We start from the raw sequence: 21,641 nt of genomic DNA on the forward strand, positions 1-21,641 counted from the left end.
TCAAGCTAACGTTATAAGTTCACTTAGAATGATTACCTCATCCTATCTTTCTGATTCGGAAGGCGTAGAGCGTGGGGATGAGAAAAATAACTTGTATTGAGATCACAATAAGCACACCCATATCGATCATGAAATTACTAGATTTGGCGCTATTTAGTGAGTTGTGTGACAGTTTGTAGTAGGAGATGAAGGAGAAACTGTAGCAATAGCACAACATGTCTTATTGATGAGAATTATGACACTGTGCCAAAGTTTAAATCGTACTCAATGGTGAACGTAACCAAAGCGTGGCGACAAATTGCACCTACAAAAAAGCCAGCAACAAGGCTGGCTTTCTAAAATCGTCTATTTGAATTTAACGATACAATCCAATATCTCTTTGCATATGCCCAGATAAATCAGTTGCATAATGTGCACGTGGTTCACTGTTATCAACAAATAGAATATCTAATAAGTGTGCAATCAATCCTTTGAAAGAAACCGAGTAGGTTTTTTTATCCATAGAGATAGGAGCATTGATGCTACCCATTTGCATTGCTTGTGCCATGATTGCCTCTCTATAAACTGTTGTAGTTCGTTTTGATGGGCTAATGATAGGCAATAATTTACTGGTCAAAAAATGACAAATTTTCTTTTTTTAAATTAGAAAAACTAATGAAACAACTCATTAACAGACGTAAGTGCGCTCTATCTAGTAAATCTGCATATTCTTTCATTGTCAGTCATTATTAATGAATAATAATTTTTCAAACCACATGCCTTGCGTTGGTTTTTTACACATATTTTACAAGTTAATGTGTCTTGATACGCAAGGCATGATACTACGACAATACAATTACTTATTCAGCATTAGTCGCGATTTCAGGTGTTTGCTTGCGTTGCTTGATCATCGAAGCAACAACCGCAATGGTCATTGTCGCTAATAACACCATTAGAGACCACAAGGTTGGGATCTCCCAATCACTACCGACCAACATCATTTTGATACCAATAAATACCATAATGAATGACAGCGCCGGCTTAAGGTAAATAAACTTATCCATCATGCCTTGTAAAACAAAGTACAAGGAACGCAAGCCGAGTAGCGCGAATACGTTCGCAGCCAAAACCAGAAACGGCTCGCGTGTAACAGCAAAGATCGCAGGGATGGAATCTAAAGCAAACATCACATCCATAAACGCAATCACTGCAATCACGATGAACATAGGTGTTGCAACACGTCGCCCTTGCTCAATAACAGTGAGCGCATTACCTGAAAATGACTCACTGACAGGGATCCAACGGCGAATTAACCGCTCCGGTAGCGGGTTTACCGACTCTTCACCTTTGTCACGCGCTAGCTGAATACCCGTCCAAATCAAAAATAGTGCGAATAGATACAGCACCCAGTGGTATTGCGCCAGTAATTGCGCGCCGACCGCAATCATGACTGCACGCAATAACAGCGCGCCAATCACCCCCCATAACAGAGCTCGCGGACGTAAATGCTCTGGCACGAGGTATTGGTGAAAGATGATCGCAAACACAAACAGGTTATCGACGCTGAGTGATTTCTCAAGCAGATAGCCTGTGATAAAAGCAATGCTAGCATTATGTGCGCTATATTCACTGCCTGGTGCATATACATCCCAAAAAAGATAAATGCTTGCAGCAAATAGAAACGCCAATGCAAACCAGATGAGGCTCCAGATTGCCGCTTTTTTGATCGTTACTTTGCCACCACGCGTTTGCCAAATATCAAGGCTAACCAGTGTTAGGGTCAGAAGTGCAAAGCTGATGTAAGTTATTGGGGTCATATGTCCTCCTAAAACGGAGGGATCGCGTTGAAAAAAGATGACGTGTAACGATCCCTACCGCAAACAAAACCTCTACACAGCGAGTAAAGCTGTGCAGTATTTGAATACGTTGGTCTCGTCGAAACACACTGATACCGCCTATCAGTGGTGTTTATACTTACCGGATAGAAACAACGACTATCGAGATGACGATAAGTAAACCATTGGCGACTACTCCCCAAACAGCGCGGATTTTATGCCTCAATTTGGCGTTCGTCTATAATAAAAATCAAAAAAAGAGCAAAAAAATGCTCTTTTTTTAGTTGCTAATTAATAGTCAAATTCCGCCAAACGGTACAAAATACACTAAGGCAGTCCAGATCCCTATCCAACTAGCAATCACAGCGATATCTATCCAATCTTTACTCCACATAACTCCCCCCTTGAGTGCGATATCACGCAAGCTTGGACTCATAGAAGTATTAGCAACCTTTATGCCAGCGCTGATTAATGTCAGTTATGTTAGCTCGATTGAGCGCCTCTGGCTGGTCAGTCAAAAGGTCGATTAAGCAATCTGCCATCGAGACAGTGGTCACGATCCCCTCGCCCTGCATGTACGTTATTGCTTCATAGCCTTCTTTGCCTTTCATGGTATAGGCAGATGAAGTTCCACAATAAACTTTATTTTCTTCAACAGGTTGCCAAGTTCCGTCACGTTCTAAAAGCATCAGGTTCTTAATACGTTCACCCATTGGGGCATCGCATAAATAGTCAAAGCTTAACTGATGGGTATACGGATATGAGCCATCTCCAGTACCAACGACACCATTGTTGAGTGCATTGTTAATTGCCCCTTCTAATATTTGGGCAATATAGCGTCCTTCGATATGGTAGATACCAATAGGCACGGCAAAGGGCAATAATTTTCCTGCTATATCAGCAATGGAGATGCTACCCGCACTGAGTGAGTTGCGCACCCCACCGGCATTATGAATGGAAAAATCCACTTGATGACCGAGTTTACTCATCTTATACATAAAGGACTCAGCCACTAAAGGCGCAATTTCGCTCGGCCCCTGTTCATCAGGAATACGGACATGACGCAATTTACGCTCGCAAACGGCAATAACTTGCTTTTGCAACTGTCGAACTTGGCTGGTGTATTTTTCTTCAAGCAGTGCTTGCAGATCGCGATCTTTTTTACATACCACGACATTGGGGTGATTATCGATGTAGGATCGCGCGACCTGATAAGGGGAATCATTGTGGGTTTCGCTCATATTGGCATCAATAAACAGCCGACGACCAAGCAGTAATTCATTCTTACCGTTAAAGCTAAGTAGTGTCCCATCGGCGGCAAATTCAAGATCACAGTGACCTAGGCTCAACGCATGTAATCCCGCTTGAACGACGTACGTTTGCTTCACTTTAACGCCATAATCGTCATCTTTAACTAAACCTAGACCGCTAAAATCACCTTGCAGCCGGTGACTGTGACCGCCGACTACAACGCTAATGCCATCGACATGATTCGCCAGATCAAGGTCGGCCTCATAGCCCATATGGCTAAGAAGAATAATCTTATCGATGCCACTGGCCTGTATAGCTGCTACGGTGTTTTTCGCCGTTTCAATAGCATTGACGAATGGCGTATCCCAGTCGGGATTCGAGATGTCGGCCATTTTGTCCAGTGCTAATGAAAAAATCGCCAGCTTTTCACCATCGACAGATTTCTCTATCCATTGGGCACGATTTTTTTGCGCATCGAAACTGACAACTTTGCTGTTGTTGCCAAGCTTGATTGGTTTTGCGGCCAATTCATTTGACAGATCCCAGTTACCGGCAAGTAACGGAAATTGAATTCTATTGGCAAAATGTGCCACGGGTTCGTTGCCCATGTCCAATTCGTGATTGCCCAGTGCCATTACATCAATATTGAGCGCATTTAACATGGTGGCATTGGCTTCGCCTTTAAAGAGCGAAAAATACAGCGTGCCTTGGAAGCAATCCCCGGCATGCAAAAAAATAAAGCCTTGCTGGTTTTGCTCTGCTTGTTGTTTTAGCTGTTTGACGCGAGTCGCGATACGGGCGAAACCACCCGCGCTTACAAACGGGGCAAGTTCGACACCATCGACCGTAATGGCCAGTTGGAGCGATGTAGGTTCAAAGTACGAATGTGTATCGTTGATGTGCGCTAGACGTAGTTTCGTTGTTTTATTGTTTTTATCTGTCATATACCTTCTCTCTGTTCCATTACATCGTACCGCATTCAATATGACAGATTCATTATATTTCACATTAATTATGAAAACTGAATTCAGGCGACATTAAAAACTTTGATCTATTAGCGCTAAAGCGATTTAACCTTGATTACCACTCATATGTCACATTGTGAGCTAAATGTCTGCTATAACACGGTTTTTCTATTATGCTTAAATGAATAACAGCGTAATGGAGTCACTCTATGAAGCTAGAGCGCATTGAGATTTCCGGTTTTCGCGGCATTAAGCGCCTATCAATTGCATTCGATGAACTCACCACATTAATTGGTGAAAACACATGGGGAAAATCTTCGTTACTCGACGCTTTATGTGTCGCTCTCCCACCTGAAGGTGTGCCCTATCAATTTGAAATGACAGACTTTCATGTTGATTATTCCATCGCCCATCCACAGTCTCAGCATTTACAAATCGTGCTCAGTTTAGTCTCAACTGAAAAACAAGAAATCCATTCTGGACGCTATCGTAAAATTAAGCCCATTTGGGTTGATGACCCACATAATGGCTATCGGATTATCTATCGTTTGAGCGCTTCACGTGATGGGCACAATATCACCACCCGATATAGTTTTCTTGATGCAAATGGCAATCCACTTGCTCTTCATCATTCAGAAAAATTGGCGCAAGAGCTAATGTCACTGCATCCGGTCATTCGTCTTAAGGATTCACGTCGCTTTGAACGGCCTATTGTGAGCCATAAAGATGTGAATACTCGGATTGAAAAACGTATCGATAATACCTATCGGCGTTTAATGGCGATTCCAGGACATGTTAATAAAGGCGAAATGCGCAGTAGCATTAGTTCAATGAACGCATTAGTTGAGCACTATTTCTCGTTTAAACCGAGTAGTCGAAAGAATATGCGTAAACAGCGCGATGGTATTTTTTATAATGCAGCTCCGGGGTCTAAAAGTCTCGCCCAAGTTGTTGAAGAAACAAAAGATAAGCAAACCCGACTGCTTTTGATGGGGTTGCTCAATGCCTACCTCCAAGCGAAGGGGCCGAATACCCTGCGCCGCTGTGCACGGCCTTTATTGATCGTGGAAGATCCTGAGGGTAGATTGCACCCAACCCACCTAGCTCGAGCTTGGGGGTTATTACAATTATTACCAATGCAAAAGATCCTTACGACAAATAGTGGCGATCTATTGCGCCAAGTACCGTTATCTAGTATCCGCCGTTTAGTCAGACAGTCTGATCGAACAATTACGACCTATTTATCTGACCAAAAACTCGGTCATGACGAATTACGCCGCATTGGTTTTCATATTCGATTTCATCGTTCAGGCGCCCTGTTCGCTCGCTGTTGGTTATTGGTTGAAGGAGAGACTGAGGTTTGGCTGTTCAACGAACTTGCCAATCAATGTGGGTATAATTTGGCAGCAGAAGGTGTTCAAATTATTGAATTTGCACAGTCTGGTCTTAAATCTTTGATTAAAGTTGCTAAGGCTTTTGGCATTGATTGGCACGTGGTTACTGATGGCGATCCAGCAGGTAAAAAATACGCGGCCACAGTCAAAAGTCAGCTCGGACATGATCAAGAAAGGCATCGCTTAACGGAGTTACCTGATCGTGATATTGAACACTTCCTTTACAACAACGGTTTTGAAGCGTTCTTTAAGCACATGCTTAAGATTCCACTCGATCACCCAATCCCAGCAAAAAAAGTCGTCGTTCGTGTCCTAAAAAAATACGCGAAACCCGATCTCGCATTGGCGATAGTTTCTCATTGCGAAGAAAAAGGCATTGAAGGCATTCCTATCTTACTGCGTTGGACTTTAAAGCGCGTAGTGACAATGGCGAATGGCAACACATAAAAAAGCGGCACCAAACTAGGTGCCGCGTATCAAAACGGTTGATACAAATTAATCGGGGGTATCCCTAACAACATGGAGCCATGTTCAGGAATGCATCACAGACTAAGGGCGAGCTTGCAAACCACCATTTGCCTGAGATTGAGTTGACCGTTGATGTAACCACACTCCGCTTGTTTTCATTAGATATCCAAAAATTCCACCTAAAATCAGCGAAGGAACCACCAGTTTCCAGTTACCCTCTGCAGCAAAGGTTGCACAACAACCGATAAAGGTGCCGGGAATGTAACCGAGCCAGGATTTCTTTGCTTGAATACACATAACGAACGCAACCACTGCCGTAATCACATAACCTGCAATTTCCAATGAAGCGAATTGCGAAGCGTGGATGATCACCATCGCCCAAAAAACACCGCTGATATTGGTCATCAAACTGATTGATAGTCCTTTCAGGCCATCATTAGGTGAGGCAAAGAAACTGGTGCATCCGAGGAAGCCAGCCCAAGAAAGTAACCCCAGTGATACCGCGATCCAACCCCATAAGCCAGAAAGAATGCCAGTAGTAAGTGATATTGCAACGAGAGTGCTCATAACGTCTTGCCTTGTGTGGTTTGACACATCAAATGTACAAGGCACCATGGTAAGCAAAATACCGCCCAACAAATAACGATTCGATCACATTATCAAAGCAACAATGGTGTATGAATTTCATTAAATTGTGATGCAATCGATATTTCAACAGATATAGGAAATATCAGGTTAGCTCTACAACACGCTTGGTTTGCCTTTCATCATCCTAGCGCCCTCGCGCTTAATGCATTCGACCAGTGGATTTTCAACCATATCAGCACGCCAGATAAATGAGAGTGTTCTCTCCATATTAAGGTCAGGCACATTCAAAGCGATAAGCTTGCCACTATCAATAAAACGTTCAACGTCGAGATAAGGCAAACAAGTGAGATACTGACCATTTTCGACCATGCTGCGAAGCACAGGAACATGGTCGTATTCGCGCCAAACATCAAGGTCTGCAATTAGGTGATGCATTGAACTGTCAAAAATCATTCGTGTCCCACTACCATGTTCGCGTAACACCCATTTCGCTTGTTGCAGTTGAGCCAAACTAATGGTTTTGTGCTTAGCAAACGGATGGTGTGCGGCGGCAACGACTGTTAGGTGATCACGACACCACACTTCTTGTTCAATCCTATTGTCGTCACAGCGTCCTTCGATGATGCCAAGATCATATTGGTAATCCAAAACACCTTGGATCACGATATCGGTACTCTCGACACTGAGAGCAACTCTCATTTCAGGAAATGAATTATCAATAATACTGATGAGATCAGGAACTAAATGTTCAGCGGGTGTTTGGCTCGCGCCCAGCTTAATGGTGCCGCTTAACAAATGCTGATCATAAAACCCCATTTCTATCTGCTGGGCATCTTGCAATAAGCGTTTAGCTTTAGGCCGTAACCACATTCCCCAGTGCGTTAAGGCCATCTGCTTTCCTTGACGTTCAAACAGAGGTCGACCAAGCATTTTTTCGAGTTGAGCCAACGACATACTGGTCGCCGACTGAGTTAACGCTAATTTATCTGCAGCTTGGCTAACACTGCCTGTATCGGCAACGGTGTCAAAAACCGCAAGCTGTTTTAATGAATAACGCATCGCGTTCCAATCCTTGTGAGTAAGGTGACATTGTCACCAAATAAACTTAACGATTATCAAACTGTTACTCGTCTATAAGCAAGCCGTTTCATTTTACCTAGCTTCGTAACCATATCAATAATTTTGATACGGTTTTTAAATATTATCAATTTTACCTTTAGCACCTGACATCGTAGTTTAAATGGGCAGTGACGCAAAGTTCACTGTTTAATCAAGGAGTTATTTATGAATTTGATAGTCGGGAGTGCGTATGTCGACAGCGCAAGCGAATAACCAGTGCTTCTCACCCTCAGAAATGATGGCAGAGGCTGAAAAATTCGCCCTAAGTAAAACGAAAAAATCTAGCACCATGACATTAGGTCTTGCCGTGATGGCTGGCGCTTTTATTGGACTCGCTTTTCTGTTTTACATCACAGTGACAACCGGAAATAACGATACAGGCTGGGGTATTAGCCGTCTTGCTGGCGGACTGGCGTTCAGTATGGGATTAATTTTAATCGTGATATGCGGTGGTGAGCTATTTACCAGCTCAGTACTATCGAGTATTTCTTGGGCGAATAAGCAAATCAGCTTTGGCAAGATGGTTAGCATCTGGGGCAAAGTTTATGTCGGGAACTTTATCGGTGCCATGTTGTTGCTTGCGATCGTCACCGCGGCTGGTTTATACCAAATGGACCATGGCCAATGGGGATTAAACGCTCTCAATATTGCCCAACATAAGTTACACCATACAAGACTGCAAGCATTTGCTTTAGGGGTGTTATGTAACCTTTTGGTATGTCTCGCAATATGGTTAACCTTCAGCAGTACTAACGCACTGACCAAAGCAGCAATGACCATTATGCCAGTGGCGATGTTTGTCTCTAGTGGGTTCGAACACTGCGTCGCCAATATGTTTATGGTGCCACTTGGAATCGTTATTCAAACGTTTGCACCTGACAGTTTTTGGCAACAAGTTGGCGCCAGCGCTGGGCAATATGCAGACTTGAATATTCACCAGTTCATCGTGGCAAATCTCATTCCAGTGACACTCGGCAATATTGTTGGTGGCGCCGTGCTCGTTGGCCTCGCTAACTGGAGTCTTTATCGTCGGCCACAACTTAAATCCGCAAATGTACAAGCAATCACAACAACAACTCAGATAAATACGGCTAAGGAACTTACTATGAACAATAACATCACAGCAAACGACATTATGAACACCCAAACAGTAGTATTGAGCTCGGATACACTGGTTCCAGTTGCCATTGATACGCTACTCGACAATCAACAAGTTAGCGCGCCAGTATGTGATATTGAAGGACGTTTAGTTGGCTTTTTCTCCACGCATGACGTTATGGTTGATCTTTGGTGCCAAGACTATATTCCACAAAAACAACAAAAGGTGGTCGATATTATGTCGCGTGATGTCGTCGCAATTGATGCGCGAGATAAGCTGGTTGATATCGCCGAATTCCTGTGTATCGACAAAGATCAGCTTTATCCAACGACGAGTATGGGTATTGCAACCCATCTGACAACACTCTCTCTGGAAGAACGTGCGAAAGCGATAAAAGTACACAAGCCACATGTTTTGCCAGTACTAGAGAATGGTCGATTAGTCGGTGTGATTGAGCGTAAGGATGTATTACAAGCGTTACGTCCAATCTACGGTGAACGTATTACTGTCGTCAATGAACAACACTTAGAAACCGCGTAACAAAGCTCGTTCATTTGCTAAGGTTTTGGTTAGGAAATAAGTCGCTTGACCAAAAAAGCCCCCAACTTAGGTTGGGGGCTGTTTGCTTTTGATGGGCAGAAATTACTTTTTAATACCTTCAACATGCAGTTCCATGTCTACGTAGCTTGACGCTCCCATCACGGCGATGTTGAAATCAGCAAGCTCAAGACGTGTTGTGCCGTAGAAGCCAGCTCGTTCACCACCCCAAGGGTCTTGGCCTGCACCGATAAACTCAGCATCAATAGTAATTGGCTTAGTGACACCGTGTAGATTCAAGTCGCCATTTACGGCTAACTGACCATTGCCTTTGTCTACCACACTAGTGCTGGTAAAAGTGGCTGTGGCGTATTTTGACGCATCGATAAAATCTGAGCTGCGAATGTGCTTATCACGCTCAGCGTGATTTGAGTCAAGACTGGTTGTGTCAACGTTAACCATAACTTTTGAGGCACTTACATTGGCAGGGTCGTAAGAAAATTGACCGTCAAACTTGTTGAAACGTCCCTTGATGAAACTATAACCGAGATGACTAACTTTAAAGTTAACAGACGCGTGTGCGCCTTTGGTGTCAATCATATAATCTGCTGCGCTTGCGCCAAACGGTAATGCCATTACCATTGCTAATCCGGTAGCGAATAAAGTCTTTTTCATTTTGAAGCTCCTATCATCTTGCGTAGCGTATTGTCTTTGTTAATAAAGTGGTGTTTAAGTGCGGCAACCGCGTGTACGCTTGCCAAAATAATCAGAGTCCATGCTGCGTAGAAATGAATTTCGCCAGATAAATCTGCCTGTCCTTCAAAAAACGCGCCAAGACCAGGAACGGTGAACCAATTAAATACTTCGATTCCCCGACCATCTTCTGTCGAAATCAGATAACCTGAGACAAACAGGATGAAAAGAATCGCGTACATCGCTAAATGCGCTAATTTTGCGCCCAGTACTTCATAGCGTGTACCTTCAATTTTTGGTGACGGTGTAACCAGATTCCAAACCACTCGAAATAACGTCAAGCCAGCTAAAAGAATCCCTATCGATTTATGCCAGTGAGGTGCAGTGCGATACCATTCACTATAATAAGAAAGGTCAACCATCCACAGTCCAACTCCAAACATACTGATCACCACCAAAGCCGATATCCAATGCATAGAGCGCTTAGGCAAACTGTAGTTTTTTACGTCTGATTTCATTTACTTATCCTGAATTATGATCAGTCTTTTTTTCAGAGTACATCTCATCTCTGTTGTGTAATACAGTATTTACTATTATTTACACAGTCGACAGCGGTTTGACTTGATGAACTCGTTCGAAAAATTTGAAGAAACTTTTAAAACTCACTGATCTGCGATATTTCATCAAACTCATCAATGATATCAAGCATCCTACGCTGCATTACCGCTTGTGCATCGGATAAGCCTTGGTTATAAAAGGCGGGGCCAAATTTACTGACAATGTAATCAAAAAGAAAATCACTATCAAACTGGCCAATTTCTACATCCAATTCGTCTTCTAGGTAACGCTGTAGAGCGCGGCACATCGCCTGTTTTTGTTGTGATGTAAATTCAATCTTAGACATAAACCATTAAAGCTCCGTGATTTTTCTCGATTAAGTGTAACGAATCATAACCAGCGCGTGTTAGTCTTTAACTGCTAATTGCTCATAATGGAGAGATGGATCTTGTTATTGGATGTGCTCGTACAGAGCGTTAATGAATTCCAAGCTGACTGTATGACATTGTGTGAAAAACACTACCCTACCATTCACAACAAAGGAATGACTGAACATCACCTAGGTTTGGCTTTCGCGCGTCGTCTGTCTCGTACACTGAACGAATTCGGTCATGATTATGATTACAAGCCGTTAGACACATCGAGCTCGGTGGAATTGCCGCATCATTACCGAGTCAGCTCTGAAATTGGAACCGTATGGATTCTCACCTCACATTTGGTCAGTGCGGGCTCTTCTTGCCGTAAAAAACTGTTTAGAAATGTCGCCCAATGGCAGCAAGAATATGGTTTCGCCGTTCAACCTAACGATCTGTTGCTTTTATTGACTGATCACTGGATTACCCGCAGCAAACAAAGTCGCGAACTCCTTCATTGGTGGACAGGTCAGCTTCCTGAAGAAGTGGACGAATACAAGGTACAAGGCATTACCCTGTATGAAAGTGAATCATTGTTGGCGCAAACAATGGACAAACATTTCAACCTCAGTCCCTACTTTGTCAAATTTACACACCCGTTGAAACGTGCAACAGACCAACAGTTAGTGCGTAAATACATCCAACTCTATTCTGTGGTTCAACTTAGTTAACTATCTAGCATGTTTTCTGTCTAGCTTATGGCTTTGTTTCGTCGTTGAATCATGTGTAATGTGAGTTAGTGTTCTTACGCCTGGCAACTCACAACGTCTGTTACTCTATGATTAATGGTGAAAAATTGCTCGTTTGTGCGACTTGTGAATAGTCAATGATGAGATCTGGATTCAAAAAAATCACCCCCCATAACTTGCTGTCTTCCAATCCGTAGATTGCTCATATAACTTGAATGATTAATGCAGGTTTACTAACACTTTGTTCAGTTAAACTGATTGTTATATATCGACTATTTTTTAAGCGCTGAGGGCAACACTTGCTATGATACTCTCTACTAAACAGCAGTTCGTTGATTGCTTAGCGATGAATGACCAATCACAATATATTGCTAAGTATAAGAAGCTAGTCTTAAGCAGTGTTTACCAGCCGATATTTGACTCTCGCGGACAAATCATTGGTGTCGAAGCCCTAGTCCGAATTGAAGATATTGAACAGGGGAACGTCCGACCTGATACTTTCTTTCACTCGGATAAATTCGAATTCAATGACAAAATGAATGTCGAACGCCTCAGCCGTGTGATTCATATCCGTAACTTTGCTCACTCTAAATATCGTCACCTACAACTTTTTCTCAATGTTCTGCCCTCGTCTGGACAATACCTGTCACTTGATAACATCGACTCGAGTCTACTGTCGCAACGTATCAAGGCGCTCAACCTAAATAACTCTCAGTTAGTTATGGAAGTCGTCGAACTTGAAGTTCCCGATGAACGACAGCTGCAAGTGTCCATGGATAAACTCGCTAAAAGTGGCTTTCATATTGCTATCGACGATTACGGCGTTGACGCATCGAATCGACAGCGTGTCGAACAACTTCAACCATCAATCGTCAAACTTGACCGCTCACTAATGCTTGCCTACATGAAAGGTGAACCATTTCCATTAATGTCAGGTATCCACTTAGCGAGACGAGTAGGCGCCAAAGTGGTTGTAGAAGGCATAGAGACTCAGCCGCAGCTTGATGCGATGCATGCGCTACATATTGATATGTACCAAGGCTATTATTTAGCAACTCCAGAGCCACTTGAGGCCGTTTATAGTGATGATGCCACTGAGTTGGCGGCACTCGGTGATCCAAGCTGTGTTTATCGCTAATTTAGACGACATTATTCGCTTACTGCACATTTTACGATCACGTCGACCTTGCGCCCCACGTTAGTCCCGCCCTCTTTGCTCTGTCATTTCATTACTATCACTTTTAACAACTACAAAACCTCATTAGAACAATGGACTTATCTAATAATGATGAGATTAATGATATTTTGCTCTAGATCATGAGATGTCCAAGTTGCTCTCGTGCTACAAGATAGATTTCTGTACATTACCAGACATAATTTGAAACACTTCTTATAAGATTATTATTATTTCAGGAGATTTCTATGTTGGAGCTCTTAATTGGGTTAGTTGTGACCATTGCGGTTGGATACTTTATTGTAAAAGAATACAAACCGGCAGGGGTATTACTGGCGGCGGGTATCTTGCTGCTAATTCTTACTGGCGTAATGGGACATGCTGTTCTGCCTGCTAAAATTAGTTCGACCGGTAATATGCTGACCGACGCGTTAGAGTATGTGAAGTATATGTTGCAATATCGTGGCGGTGGCTTAGGTATGCAGATCATGTTGCTGTGTGGTTTCGCCGCTTATATGACTCATATTGGTGCGAATAACGTGGTTGTAAAACAGTTCTCTAAACCACTATCAGTTATTAAATCACCTTATGTGTTACTCGTTGCCGCTTATATCGTGGCATGTTTGATGTCATTAGCAGTAAGTTCAGCGACGGGTCTTGGTGTTTTGTTAATGGCTACCCTATTCCCTATGATGACCGCAATGGGTATCTCTCGACCTGCAGCGGTCGCGGTTTGTGCGTCACCGGCGGCGATCATTCTCTCACCGACTTCTGGTGATGTGGTTATTGCCGCGGAAAAGTCTGGGTTGAGCCTTGATGTGTTTGCTGTCCAAACCGTACTACCCGTTTCTATCTGTGCGATTATTGTTATGGCCGCCGCTGCCTTTTTCTGGAACAAATATCTGGATAAAAAAGACAACTCGCCAATGGAACGTGTTGATGTATCAGAGATCGAAGTCAACGCACCTGGATTTTATTCGGTGTTACCATTTTTACCGATTGTTGGCGTGTTCCTTTTTAACGGTCGTACGATTCCAGGTTTAACACTTGATATCTACACTATCGTCGTACTGTCTATCTTCATTAGCGCTATGGTCGATTATGTGGTGAAAAAGTTCGATGGACAAAAAACCCTCGAAGACCTTGAGTCTTGCTATGAAGGTATGGCAGATGCTTTTAAAGGCGTGGTTATGTTGTTGGTGGCCGCGGGTGTGTTTGCACAGGGGTTAATGTCGATCGGAGCGATTGATAACTTACTTCATTTGGCAGAAAGTGCTGGTGCAGGTGGCATGGCGTTAATGCTAATTCTAACCGCTTTAACGGTAGCCGCCGCCATCGCGACTGGTTCAGGTAATGCCCCCTTCTACGCGTTTGTCGAGCTTGCCCCATCACTCGCGGCCAAGATGGGAATCAACCCTGCCTTTCTTATCATTCCGATGCTACAAGCCTCTAACTTAGGCCGTACGATTTCACCAGTATCAGGGGTCGTGGTGGCAACCTCAGGCATGGGTAATATCAGCCCGTTTGAAGTAGTAAAACGTACCTCAGTACCCGTGCTATGCGGTTTGATTACCGTCATTTTAGGCACGGTGGTCTTGGTACCTATGTACGCTTAATACAAGCAAGTAAAATGTCAAAAGCAAAGGGGGCGCACACGCGCCCTTTTTATTTGTTCTCGCCAAATCGCTCAAGATAGAGCACAGTCGCTGCCGTACGTGAAGGCACTTTAAGCTTTCTCAGCAAACTCTTCATATGGACTTTAACGGTCGACTCAGAAATAAACAACGCATTGGCAACTTGTTTGTTTCTTAGCCCTTTTGCTACCTGCTGCAATATTTGTGTTTCTCTATCCGTTAGCTCATCAAACACGCTAGTTTGATTGCCATAATCAACTAAGAATTGCGCGACTTGTTTACTGTAAGCTTTATTTCCCTTTAGCGAAGATTTGAGCAGATCAACCAACTCATCAGGTTCTGTATCTTTAAGTAAATAGCCATCTGCGCCAGCTTTGACGATTGCCTCGATATCCGCGGTACTATCAGAAACCGTTAGAATGACAATCGTTGCGTCACACTCGTCAGCACGTAGTGCATTAAGAGTATCAAGGCCCGACATGCCTTTCATGTTCAGGTCTAGCAAGATTAAATCAGGCTCTAGATCATGATTCAGCGCCACGGCATCAGTGCCGTTGCTCGCTTCAGCGATGACATTAAATTCATCTTCAAAACTAAGAAGTTGCTTAATGCCTCGGCGCATTAAGGGGTGGTCATCGACCAATAATACGTTACATTCTATCAACGTTAGAGTCCTTCAATTTTGGGTATGTTAGATAGACTTCACACCCGGTATCTCGATTAGTGATAATGTTCAATTGTCCATTTAGCCTTTCGGCACGTTCTTGCATAATGCTCAGACCATAATGGTTGGCTTTTTCGCTCTTGCCATCAAAACCGACACCATCATCTTTAATGACCACGGTTACGTCATCATCATTTTCAGTACATTCAATTGTAATGGTATTCGCTTGAGCGTGTTTGATCGCGTTGATGGTTGCTTCTCGAATCAATTGCAATAAATGTACTTGTTGGTTTGTTTCAATCGCAATAGATGAAAGCTCATTGCGAAGAGAAATCTTAGCGTCCGTTTGTTCTGAAAGTTGCTCTACCATGCTTTGCAGCGCGTTACCAAAACTGCCCTCTTTGATCGACAATCTAAATGTTGTCAGCAGCTCTCTCAATTGAGTATAGGCGGCGCGAAGACCAGTATCTAACTCAAGGATAAGCGGGGCGGTTTTTTCTCGTTCACTACAATCAGGCAGTTTGTCCATACTACGTTTTAGCAAGGAGACTTGTATCTTTAAATATGACAAAGATTGGGCGAGTGAGTCATGTAACTCTCTTGCGATCGTGGTGCGTTCTTCCATTACTAACAGTTGCTCTGCTTGACGCTGAGCTTGATTGTAATAGATCGCGCGTGACAGCATCTGAACAAAGTTATCAATCAACGCTTGGTCTGGGCATGGAAGTGCTGCTTTCCAATATAGCGTTCCTAGGGGAATATCATCAAGAATCAACGGATCTTGATGATAATCATCGGTTAATGAGTTCACGATTTGTCCTTCGCTTAACACTAATGCCTTCTCGCCGGGTTGAAGTATTTCTAAGCGCACAGCAACGACGCCTTCAAGGCTCATCATCTGCTTAAGAATCGCCGCAAAGTTATGGGCCGTAATTCTTGCAGCAGTCAGTTCTTGGGACGATCGATATAACACGCTGAGAGAGTGATTGGCGTGTTGGAGTTTATGCGTTTTCTCACTGACAGCTTGCTCGAGGCCTTGGTATAACTGGCCAAGATCACGCGCCATATCATTAAACGCGCGCGCTAAAATACCCATTTCATTGTCACTTTTTGTATCAAGTTCAACATCAAATGAGCGTGATTGAATTTGTTCACTGGCCAACACTAAAGTGTTTAATGGCCCAACGATATGTTTACGGGTGTAATGGACAACAAATATGCTAATCAGTAACACCCCACCGAGCCCTAATCCGCCAACAACGGCAAGCGAGATGAGTTTTTTCTCAGAATAGTCTTGCAACTTATACACAAAAGCGTCGATCTGCTGGACAAAACCGGCGACCAAATCAAGATATTGCCGCTTATTGTCACTCATTAATACCTGTGTTAACTCATGCCAGCGCGTAATAATTTGGTAGTAATCGTCGGTGATATTTTGTGGGACAGACCAATGTTGCAGTGCCTTCATCGACGGCGAGTACATCGATCGCTCAAACTGAGTAATATGCAATTTGTATTCGTCTGATTGAGCCAGAATATCATGAGCCAATCGGTAACTTTGCATACGCATTGAGCCTGAAACATTGACAGCTTCAGCATCGTTTAAACTAGAAGCTAAGGTAAAAATCGCAAAGCCCGTTGTTGCAATAGAAAGCAATAAAATCATCACCATCGCTTTCGCAATCGTGGTGGTGACCGAACTTTTTACCTTTTTTGTTAACAATTTTTAAACCTTAAATAGAAATAGTGCCGCTATTGACTAAGCTTAATGTTATTTTACTCGACAATATGTGATCACTCACGTGTAAGTTTATTGATCTGAAACAACTTTAACACTCAATTACCTCCTTGGGGGTATTTATACAATTATGTCAAAAACTAGAATTTCTATATACAGAAGTGACAAATAATGAACAGACTCTCAAGTGGTTTCACAATTTTCAATTATTTGAGGTATGAGAGTGGTAGATCTTACCAAGAGAAACTTGTTTTTTAGAAGCAAGTTACAAGATAGCGCAGCGCGATTGCCTTGGTTGAAACAAACCGACAATTTTACCGATTTGTGTACACGCTGCGGTCAATGTGTCGATAGCTGCGAAACAAAAATTATCGTTAAAGGTGATGGTGGTTTTCCACAGATTGATTTTTCTCTCGGAGAATGCACGTTTTGCTACCGCTGTGCAAAGTCGTGTCCTGAACCACTGTTTCTTTCACAGCAACAAACACCTTGGAATATAAAGGCCAACATCAGTGAATCGTGTTTGGCTTATAAAAATGTCGAATGCCGCAGTTGCGGCGAACAGTGCGACACCATGGCAATCCAATTTAAATTGGCGATTGGTCAAGTAGCACAACCCAGTATAGAGATAGACGCATGTAACGGATGCGGTGCTTGTGTTTCATCATGCCCTACTTCGTCAATCTCTGTGAGCAATGCAGTTTAGTATGGAAAATATCTATGTCACTTAATGAAGTGCACATCTCTAGTTTAGTCATCCATTGCTCTCCAGAGCACTTGGAAACGATCAAACAACAGATCGAAACGTTCGATGGTGCTGAGATCTACGGCGATAGCCCCAAAGGAAAGATCATCGTCGTGCTAGAAACCGAAAACCAAGGTTTCATCACTGACACAATCGAAGCGATTAATAATTTACCGAATGTTTTAAGTACGGTTTTGGTTTATCACCAAATCGAAACTGGGCTTGATGAAGAAAATACCAATAACAACACTGGAACACAGTATTCCCACATCGAGGGCGAAGTATGAAGATGACAAGACGAGCGTTTGTGAAAGCAAACGCAGCAGCATCAGCCGCCGCAGTCGCAGGTGTTACCCTACCCGCGTCAGCAGCGAACCTGATCGCTAGCTCAGACCAAACAAAAATTACCTGGGACAAAGCGCCTTGTCGTTTCTGTGGTACAGGTTGTTCTGTGCTTGTGGGTACGCAAAACGGAAAAGTTGTGGCGACTCAGGGCGACCCTGAATCGCCAGTAAACAAAGGTTTAAACTGTATTAAAGGCTACTTCCTTTCAAAGATCATGTATGGCAATGACCGTTTAACTCAGCCTTTACTTCGCATGAAAGACGGTAAATACAGTAAAGATGGCGAATTTGCTCCTGTTTCTTGGGATGTTGCTTTCGACACCATGGCTGAAAAATGGAAAGATGCACTCAAAAAACAAGGCCCAACTGGCGTAGGCATGTTTGGCTCAGGTCAATGGACGGTAATGGAAGGTTACGCGGCAGCAAAAATGATGAAAGCTGGTTTCCGTTCTAATAACATAGACCCGAACGCACGCCACTGTATGGCATCAGCTGTAGGTGCATTTATGCGTACCTTCGGCATTGATGAACCTATGGGTTGTTATGATGACTTCGAAAATGCTGATGCTTTTGTCCTTTGGGGCTCAAACATGGCTGAGATGCACCCGGTACTTTGGACACGCATCACCGACCGTCGCTTAAGCCATCCTCATGTTAAAGTGAACGTGCTCTCTACCTACTACCATCGTTCATTCGAACTTGCAGATACTGGTTACATCTTCGAACCACAAACTGACTTGGCTATTGCTAACTTTATTGCTCACTACATCATCGAAAACGATGCGGTAAACTGGGATTTTGTTAACAAACACACTAACTTTAAACAAGCGACCACTGATATCGGTTATGGCTTACGCGACGACGATCCACTGCAAAAAGCCGCGGCTAACCCGAACTCAGGCGCGATGTCTTCAATCAGCTTTGAAGAGTACAAAAAGTCAGTTGCACCTTACACTGTAGAAAAAGCGTCTCAAATGTCAGGGGTATCAGAAGAGAAGCTGATCGAACTTGCAAAACAGTATGCCGATCCAAACATCAAAGTAATGTCCCTTTGGACGATGGGCATGAACCAACATACTCGTGGTGTGTGGATGAACAGCCTTGTCTACAACATTCACTTGTTGACGGGTAAAATTGCTACCCCAGGTAACAGTCCATTCTCATTAACAGGCCAACCATCAGCATGTGGTACGGCTCGCGAAGTGGGCACATTCTCACACCGTCTACCTGCTGACATGGTGGTAGCGAACCCTAAACACCGTAAGATTGCTGAAGGGATTTGGAACATTCCTGACGGCGTGATTCCGCCTAAACCGGGTTATCATGCAGTCGCTCAAGACCGTATGCTGCACGATGGTAAGCTTAATGCTTACTGGGTGATGTGTAATAACAATATGCAAGCAGGCCCTAATATTAATGGCGAGCGTCTGCCAGGTTATCGTAATCCAGACAACTTCATTGTATGTTCAGACCCTTACCCTACTGCCACTGCTCAAGCCGCTGATTTGGTATTACCTACTGCGATGTGGATCGAAAAAGAAGGCGCTTATGGTAATGCAGAGCGTCGTACTCAAGCTTGGTATCAACAGATTGAGACCGTAGGCGAAGCCAAGTCTGACTTATGGCAGGTTATGGAGTTCGCTAAACGATTTAAAATGGAAGAAGTGTGGACTGAGGAACAATTGGCCAAAGCCCCTCAATATCGTGGAAAAACCATGTATGACATGCTATTTGCCAACGGTGTTGTTGATAAGTTCCCGGTTGAAGAAGCGCGTGAACTCAACGACGATGCTCATCACTTCGGCTATTACGTGCAAAAAGGTCTGTTTGAAGAGTACGCCCAGTTTGGTCGCGGGCATGGCCATGATCTTGCACCATACGATGTTTACCACCAAGTGCGTGGTATGCGTTGGCCTGTCGTTGATGGAAAAGAGACGTTGTGGCGCTTTAAAGAAGGTTCAGATCCATACGCAAAAGCGGGATCGGGTTGGGACTTCTACGGTAAGCCGGACGGAAAAGCGCTGATTATTTCTGCCCCTTACGAAGCACCACCTGAATCACCAGATTCTGAATATGATATGTGGCTTTGTACTGGTCGTGTTCTTGAACACTGGCACACAGGCACAATGACTCGTCGCGTGCCTGAGCTTTACAAAGCCGTTCCAGATGCAGTTTGTTACATGCACCCTGCTGACGCCAAAGCAAAAGACGTTCGTCGTGGTGATGAAGTGTTATTGTCCAATAAACGTGGCGAGGTCCGTGTACGCGTTGAAACACGTGGCCGTAACCGTCCACCTGAAGGTTTGGTGTTTGTACCATTCTTTGATGCTCACATTCTAATTAACAAATTGATTCTTGATGCAACGGATCCTTTGTCGAAACAAACCGACTTTAAGAAGTGTCCGATTAAAATTACCAAAATCGCGTAATAAGTTGCTAATGGCTGCCTCTCGAGAGAGGTAGCCAAATCAAGAATTTTGCCTTAGGTGGAGAATGAATAATGAAAAAGATGTTACTTGCACTGTTATCGTTCAGTGCGCTTATTAGCGGTATTGCGTTCGCTGAACTCGACAATCCTGGCGGTATAGGCGGACTAGAGTCACTGCGTGGTAGTGCTCAGTTAGAAGATACACGTCCTGCGGATGAGATGAAAAAATATCCAAAAGATCAAACTGTCGCCACAAACTATGTGTATCAGCCGCCTTTAATACCACATAGCATTCGTAACTATGAAGTATCGCTGAATGCCAACAAGTGTCTTGCATGTCACAGTTGGAAAAATGCCAAAGAAATGGGCGCAACTAAGATTAGTGTCACTCACTACGTAAACCGCGAAGACGCCGTATTAGCTGACGTCTCACCACGACGTTACTTCTGTCTGCAGTGTCATGTTCCTCAGGCTGACGCGCAGCCACTAATAGAGAACGAATTCAAAAAAGTGGACTCACTGAAGTAATTCGTGCGTGACTAATTAAGAGGCTATATATGAAATTAATTAAAGCGTTTTGGAAGCGACTAACAACCCCGAGTAAAGCTGCTGTAGGTGTGGTTTTGTTTATGGGTTTTACGGGTGGTCTTCTATTCTGGGGCGCATTTAACACGGGGATGGAAGCAACCAATACCGAAGAGTTTTGTTCTGGTTGTCACGCCCCTATCGTCGCAGAAATACAAGAGACTATTCACTACTCTAACCGCTCGGGTGTTCGAGCTATTTGTAGTGACTGTCACGTTCCACATGAATGGACAGATAAGATCGTGCGTAAGGTTCAAGCATCGAAAGAACTATTTGCCCACTTCGTGACGAAAACTATTGATACACCTGAGAAATTCCAGGCTCGACGAGCTCATTTAGCGGAACGTGAGTGGCTACGTTTGAAGGGCAATGATTCACTTGAATGTCGTAACTGTCACGAATTTGAATTTATGGACTTTTCTGAGCAGGGTCAACGTAGTGCTAAACAACACTCAACTGCACTCGCATCGGGTGATAAAACGTGTGTTGATTGTCATAAAGGTATCGCTCACAAACTACCTGACATGAAAGATGTCGACGGCTGGCAATAAGGGAGAGCACCATGAGTACGTTAGAATCTGTAATATGGCACATCCTTGGTTACACTGCCATGCCGTTTATTATTTTGTCTGGTTTTGCAGTCGTGGCGGTAATTTGTATGTGGTTACTGTCATTAGGTAAAGATAAACAAGTGTAATTAGTTTAATTACAAACCATGACAATAAAGCCACCGAAAATACG

At 43.5% G+C, this 21,641-nt stretch carries 21 protein-coding genes; 11 read left to right on the plus strand and 10 right to left on the minus strand.

The window, feature by feature from the left end:
* Positions 1-355: 355 nt before the first annotated feature.
* The 3 genes from BS19_RS15780 to BS19_RS15790 all read right to left on the minus strand — a co-directional run bounded on the left by BS19_RS15780 (position 356) and on the right by BS19_RS15790 (position 4,009).
* Positions 356-547, minus strand: a complete 192-nt coding sequence (locus BS19_RS15780) for a hypothetical protein (protein WP_038176577.1) — start codon at positions 545-547, stop codon at positions 356-358.
* A 292-nt stretch (positions 548-839) separates the two neighbouring features.
* Positions 840-1,796, minus strand: a complete 957-nt coding sequence (locus BS19_RS15785; protein WP_038176578.1) for a TerC/Alx family metal homeostasis membrane protein — start codon at positions 1,794-1,796, stop codon at positions 840-842.
* A gap of 461 nt (positions 1,797-2,257) precedes the next feature.
* Positions 2,258-4,009: a bifunctional metallophosphatase/5'-nucleotidase gene (locus tag BS19_RS15790; protein WP_038176579.1), complete on the minus strand. Its 1,752-nt coding sequence runs from the start codon at positions 4,007-4,009 to the stop codon at positions 2,258-2,260.
* A gap of 230 nt (positions 4,010-4,239) precedes the next feature.
* Between BS19_RS15790 and BS19_RS15795 the strand changes: the two genes are divergently transcribed.
* Positions 4,240-5,871, plus strand: coding sequence for an ATP-dependent endonuclease (locus BS19_RS15795; protein WP_038176580.1), 1,632 nt, complete (start codon positions 4,240-4,242; stop codon positions 5,869-5,871).
* Positions 5,872-5,973: 102 nt separating this feature from the next.
* On the opposite strand, the gene BS19_RS15800 is transcribed toward BS19_RS15795, so the two are convergent.
* Both BS19_RS15800 and BS19_RS15805 read right to left on the minus strand, forming a co-directional pair.
* The gene (locus BS19_RS15800) at positions 5,974-6,459 is read right to left on the minus strand and encodes a DUF1097 domain-containing protein (protein ID WP_038176581.1); all 486 of its coding nucleotides are present in this window, start codon (positions 6,457-6,459) and stop codon (positions 5,974-5,976) included.
* A gap of 174 nt (positions 6,460-6,633) precedes the next feature.
* Positions 6,634-7,539, minus strand: coding sequence for a LysR substrate-binding domain-containing protein (locus tag BS19_RS15805; RefSeq protein ID WP_038176582.1), 906 nt, complete (start codon positions 7,537-7,539; stop codon positions 6,634-6,636).
* A gap of 250 nt (positions 7,540-7,789) precedes the next feature.
* Here BS19_RS15805 and focA point away from each other — a divergent pair, with 250 nt between their 5' ends.
* Complete coding sequence (gene focA / locus BS19_RS15810; protein WP_038176583.1) at positions 7,790-9,238, plus strand: formate transporter FocA; 1,449 nt, start codon at positions 7,790-7,792, stop codon at positions 9,236-9,238.
* 102 nt (positions 9,239-9,340) lie between these two features.
* Here focA and BS19_RS15815 read toward each other — a convergent pair whose 3' ends face one another.
* The 3 genes from BS19_RS15815 to BS19_RS15825 form a co-directional block, all read right to left on the minus strand.
* Complete coding sequence (locus BS19_RS15815; RefSeq protein WP_038176584.1) at positions 9,341-9,910, minus strand: YceI family protein; 570 nt, start codon at positions 9,908-9,910, stop codon at positions 9,341-9,343.
* Complete coding sequence (locus tag BS19_RS15820; RefSeq protein ID WP_038176586.1) at positions 9,907-10,446, minus strand: cytochrome b; 540 nt, start codon at positions 10,444-10,446, stop codon at positions 9,907-9,909. The genes BS19_RS15815 and BS19_RS15820 overlap by 4 nt, the downstream gene beginning before the upstream one ends.
* A 137-nt stretch (positions 10,447-10,583) precedes the next feature.
* The gene (locus tag BS19_RS15825) at positions 10,584-10,832 is read right to left on the minus strand and encodes a DUF2164 domain-containing protein (RefSeq protein WP_038176587.1); all 249 of its coding nucleotides are present in this window, start codon (positions 10,830-10,832) and stop codon (positions 10,584-10,586) included.
* Between the two features lie 102 nt (positions 10,833-10,934).
* Between BS19_RS15825 and BS19_RS15830 the strand changes: the two genes are divergently transcribed.
* The 3 genes from BS19_RS15830 to dcuC all read left to right on the plus strand — a co-directional run bounded on the left by BS19_RS15830 (position 10,935) and on the right by dcuC (position 14,378).
* Positions 10,935-11,570, plus strand: a complete 636-nt coding sequence (locus tag BS19_RS15830; protein ID WP_038176589.1) for a hypothetical protein — start codon at positions 10,935-10,937, stop codon at positions 11,568-11,570.
* Positions 11,571-11,892: 322 nt separating this feature from the next.
* Positions 11,893-12,726, plus strand: a complete 834-nt coding sequence (locus BS19_RS15835; protein ID WP_038176591.1) for an EAL domain-containing protein — start codon at positions 11,893-11,895, stop codon at positions 12,724-12,726.
* 284 nt (positions 12,727-13,010) lie between these two features.
* On the plus strand, positions 13,011-14,378 hold the full coding sequence (gene dcuC / locus BS19_RS15840; RefSeq protein WP_038176592.1) for an anaerobic C4-dicarboxylate transporter DcuC: 1,368 nt from the start codon (positions 13,011-13,013) through the stop codon (positions 14,376-14,378).
* A 49-nt stretch (positions 14,379-14,427) separates the two neighbouring features.
* Here the strand turns inward: dcuC and BS19_RS15845 are convergent, their stop codons facing one another.
* Together BS19_RS15845 and narQ are read right to left on the minus strand one after the other, a co-directional pair.
* Positions 14,428-15,060 carry a response regulator gene (locus BS19_RS15845; protein WP_038176593.1) on the minus strand — a complete coding sequence of 211 codons (633 nt, stop codon included), beginning with the start codon at positions 15,058-15,060 and terminating at the stop codon, positions 14,428-14,430.
* Complete coding sequence (gene narQ, locus BS19_RS15850) at positions 15,047-16,732, minus strand: nitrate/nitrite two-component system sensor histidine kinase NarQ (RefSeq protein WP_051686568.1); 1,686 nt, start codon at positions 16,730-16,732, stop codon at positions 15,047-15,049. The genes BS19_RS15845 and narQ overlap by 14 nt, the downstream gene beginning before the upstream one ends.
* A gap of 289 nt (positions 16,733-17,021) precedes the next feature.
* On the opposite strand from narQ, the gene napF reads away from it, so the two are divergent.
* The 6 genes from napF to BS19_RS20040 all read left to right on the plus strand — a co-directional run bounded on the left by napF (position 17,022) and on the right by BS19_RS20040 (position 21,597).
* A complete protein-coding gene (gene napF, locus BS19_RS20035) occupies positions 17,022-17,504 on the plus strand; it encodes a ferredoxin-type protein NapF (protein WP_084186036.1) in 483 nt (160 codons plus the stop codon).
* Between the two features lie 14 nt (positions 17,505-17,518).
* Entirely contained in the window at positions 17,519-17,830 is a 312-nt protein-coding gene (locus BS19_RS15855; protein ID WP_038176596.1) for a chaperone NapD, read from the plus strand.
* Positions 17,827-20,316: a periplasmic nitrate reductase subunit alpha gene (gene napA, locus BS19_RS15860; protein ID WP_038176597.1), complete on the plus strand. Its 2,490-nt coding sequence runs from the start codon at positions 17,827-17,829 to the stop codon at positions 20,314-20,316. Before BS19_RS15855 ends, napA begins: the two co-directional genes overlap by 4 nt.
* Positions 20,317-20,387: 71 nt before the next feature.
* The gene (locus BS19_RS15865) at positions 20,388-20,843 is read left to right on the plus strand and encodes a nitrate reductase cytochrome c-type subunit (protein WP_038176598.1); all 456 of its coding nucleotides are present in this window, start codon (positions 20,388-20,390) and stop codon (positions 20,841-20,843) included.
* Positions 20,844-20,872: 29 nt separating this feature from the next.
* Positions 20,873-21,451, plus strand: a complete 579-nt coding sequence (locus BS19_RS15870) for a NapC/NirT family cytochrome c (RefSeq protein ID WP_038176599.1) — start codon at positions 20,873-20,875, stop codon at positions 21,449-21,451.
* An 11-nt stretch (positions 21,452-21,462) separates the two neighbouring features.
* Positions 21,463-21,597, plus strand: a complete 135-nt coding sequence (locus BS19_RS20040) for a TIGR02808 family protein (protein WP_084186037.1) — start codon at positions 21,463-21,465, stop codon at positions 21,595-21,597.
* The last annotated feature ends 44 nt before the right edge of the window (positions 21,598-21,641 follow it).

This window comes from Vibrio pacinii DSM 19139 (assembly GCF_000711795.1).
GTDB classification, from domain to species: domain Bacteria; phylum Pseudomonadota; class Gammaproteobacteria; order Enterobacterales; family Vibrionaceae; genus Vibrio; species Vibrio pacinii.

What these genes read in the sequence shown, in the direction of transcription:
- BS19_RS15855 (WP_038176596.1), top strand. Translation starts at nt 17,519, where the DNA reads ATGTCACTTAATGAAGTGCACATCTCTAGTTTAGTCATCCATTGCTCT.
- dcuC (WP_038176592.1), top strand. Translation starts at nt 13,011, where the DNA reads ATGTTGGAGCTCTTAATTGGGTTAGTTGTGACCATTGCGGTTGGATAC.
- BS19_RS15785 (WP_038176578.1), bottom strand. Translation starts at nt 1,796, where the DNA reads ATGACCCCAATAACTTACATCAGCTTTGCACTTCTGACCCTAACACTG.
- narQ (WP_051686568.1), bottom strand. Translation starts at nt 16,732, where the DNA reads ATGGTGATGATTTTATTGCTTTCTATTGCAACAACGGGCTTTGCGATT.
- BS19_RS20040 (WP_084186037.1), top strand. Translation starts at nt 21,463, where the DNA reads ATGAGTACGTTAGAATCTGTAATATGGCACATCCTTGGTTACACTGCC.
- BS19_RS15800 (WP_038176581.1), bottom strand. Translation starts at nt 6,459, where the DNA reads ATGAGCACTCTCGTTGCAATATCACTTACTACTGGCATTCTTTCTGGC.
- BS19_RS15825 (WP_038176587.1), bottom strand. Translation starts at nt 10,832, where the DNA reads ATGTCTAAGATTGAATTTACATCACAACAAAAACAGGCGATGTGCCGC.
- BS19_RS15795 (WP_038176580.1), top strand. Translation starts at nt 4,240, where the DNA reads ATGAAGCTAGAGCGCATTGAGATTTCCGGTTTTCGCGGCATTAAGCGC.
- BS19_RS15865 (WP_038176598.1), top strand. Translation starts at nt 20,388, where the DNA reads ATGAAAAAGATGTTACTTGCACTGTTATCGTTCAGTGCGCTTATTAGC.
- BS19_RS15780 (WP_038176577.1), bottom strand. Translation starts at nt 547, where the DNA reads ATGGCACAAGCAATGCAAATGGGTAGCATCAATGCTCCTATCTCTATG.
- BS19_RS15870 (WP_038176599.1), top strand. Translation starts at nt 20,873, where the DNA reads ATGAAATTAATTAAAGCGTTTTGGAAGCGACTAACAACCCCGAGTAAA.
- BS19_RS15790 (WP_038176579.1), bottom strand. Translation starts at nt 4,009, where the DNA reads ATGACAGATAAAAACAATAAAACAACGAAACTACGTCTAGCGCACATC.
- BS19_RS15835 (WP_038176591.1), top strand. Translation starts at nt 11,893, where the DNA reads ATGATACTCTCTACTAAACAGCAGTTCGTTGATTGCTTAGCGATGAAT.
- BS19_RS15820 (WP_038176586.1), bottom strand. Translation starts at nt 10,446, where the DNA reads ATGAAATCAGACGTAAAAAACTACAGTTTGCCTAAGCGCTCTATGCAT.
- BS19_RS15815 (WP_038176584.1), bottom strand. Translation starts at nt 9,910, where the DNA reads ATGAAAAAGACTTTATTCGCTACCGGATTAGCAATGGTAATGGCATTA.
- focA (WP_038176583.1), top strand. Translation starts at nt 7,790, where the DNA reads ATGTCGACAGCGCAAGCGAATAACCAGTGCTTCTCACCCTCAGAAATG.
- BS19_RS15805 (WP_038176582.1), bottom strand. Translation starts at nt 7,539, where the DNA reads ATGCGTTATTCATTAAAACAGCTTGCGGTTTTTGACACCGTTGCCGAT.
- napA (WP_038176597.1), top strand. Translation starts at nt 17,827, where the DNA reads ATGAAGATGACAAGACGAGCGTTTGTGAAAGCAAACGCAGCAGCATCA.